We start from the raw sequence: 1,076 nt of genomic DNA on the forward strand, positions 1-1,076 counted from the left end.
ATAAAATTATTGTACTATCATTACTCCCAGGGATGTTACCAAAATGTCTAACGAAACCGTTACTTATAGTCTTGAATCTGTCCTCAAGGAAATCAAAGACAGCATCAAGGAAGTTAACCAAAAAATCGATACCTTCCAACAGGATGTTAACCAGAAATTTGATAGCCTACAGAAGGATTTTAACCAGAAATTTGATAAAATCGACGAACGGCTAACTAAGCTAGAGGTAGGACAGGCAAAACTAACTGAGAAAGTCGATGGGATGGATAGAAGACTAGAAAAGGTGGAAGGAACCCAAAAAAATCAAGTTTGGACGTTAATTATTCTTTTAGGAGGGGCCATCGGCACGGCAGCGTGGCGCTCTTTCTTTTCTGGTAATCCTTAGAAATATTACTATAATTTCTCACTTTAGGGTAGTTATGAGGGGAAATTAGCAGATGTCAAACTCAGGTTAAAAATAAGGGATTCCTAACCCATCCTACCCCTAATTATGCTTTCCTCAACCATCTTTTTAACAATCGCCACAATGCCACTATTATCCCCCCAATTAAAACTAAAGGAAACATAACCACCCCCAGAAAGAAAGCAACGATTAAGGGATATTTTCGGGTTTCTAATTGCCGAATTTCATCATCGCACTTTTGAACATATCCTGCTAACCCCAATGCTTGATATAATTCCCGCGCTTGAAGAATTGCTTCTTTCGCTTCCGATATACGTTTGAGTTTATAGTAGGTAACTCCCAGATTAAACCAAGCATTCGCTTCACCCCCCCGATCACCGATTTCCCGAAAGATTGCTAAGGACTGTTGATGAAACTCGCTCGCTTTTTGGTATTCTCCTAGGGAACAGTAAACATTGCCTAAATTATTGTAGGATTTCGCTTCACCCCCCCGATCACCGATTTTTCGCGTGATTGCTAAGGATTGTTGATAAAACTCGATCGCTTTTTGGTATTCTCCTAGGGAATCGTAAACAGTGCCTAAATTATTGTAGGATGCCGCTTCACCTCCCCGATCACCGATTTCCCGTGTGATTGCTAAAGACTGTTGATAAAACTCGATCGCTTTTTGGTA

2 protein-coding genes are annotated in these 1,076 nt (G+C 40.3%); one reads left to right on the forward strand and one right to left on the reverse strand.

Going from position 1 to position 1,076, the window contains the following annotated elements:
• Window positions 1–43 precede the first annotated feature (43 nt).
• The gene (locus tag PX482_RS09865; RefSeq protein ID WP_002776981.1) at window positions 44–385 is read left to right on the forward strand and encodes a DUF4164 family protein; all 342 of its coding nucleotides are present in this window, start codon (window positions 44–46) and stop codon (window positions 383–385) included.
• Between the two features lie 103 nt (window positions 386–488).
• Here PX482_RS09865 and PX482_RS09870 read toward each other — a convergent pair.
• On the reverse strand, window positions 489–1,076 hold a 588-nt coding region (locus tag PX482_RS09870; RefSeq protein WP_288122375.1), incomplete at its 5' end, for a tetratricopeptide repeat protein.

It is taken from the genome of Microcystis sp. M53602_WE12 (assembly GCF_030065455.1).
Classification (GTDB): domain Bacteria; phylum Cyanobacteriota; class Cyanobacteriia; order Cyanobacteriales; family Microcystaceae; genus Microcystis; species Microcystis aeruginosa.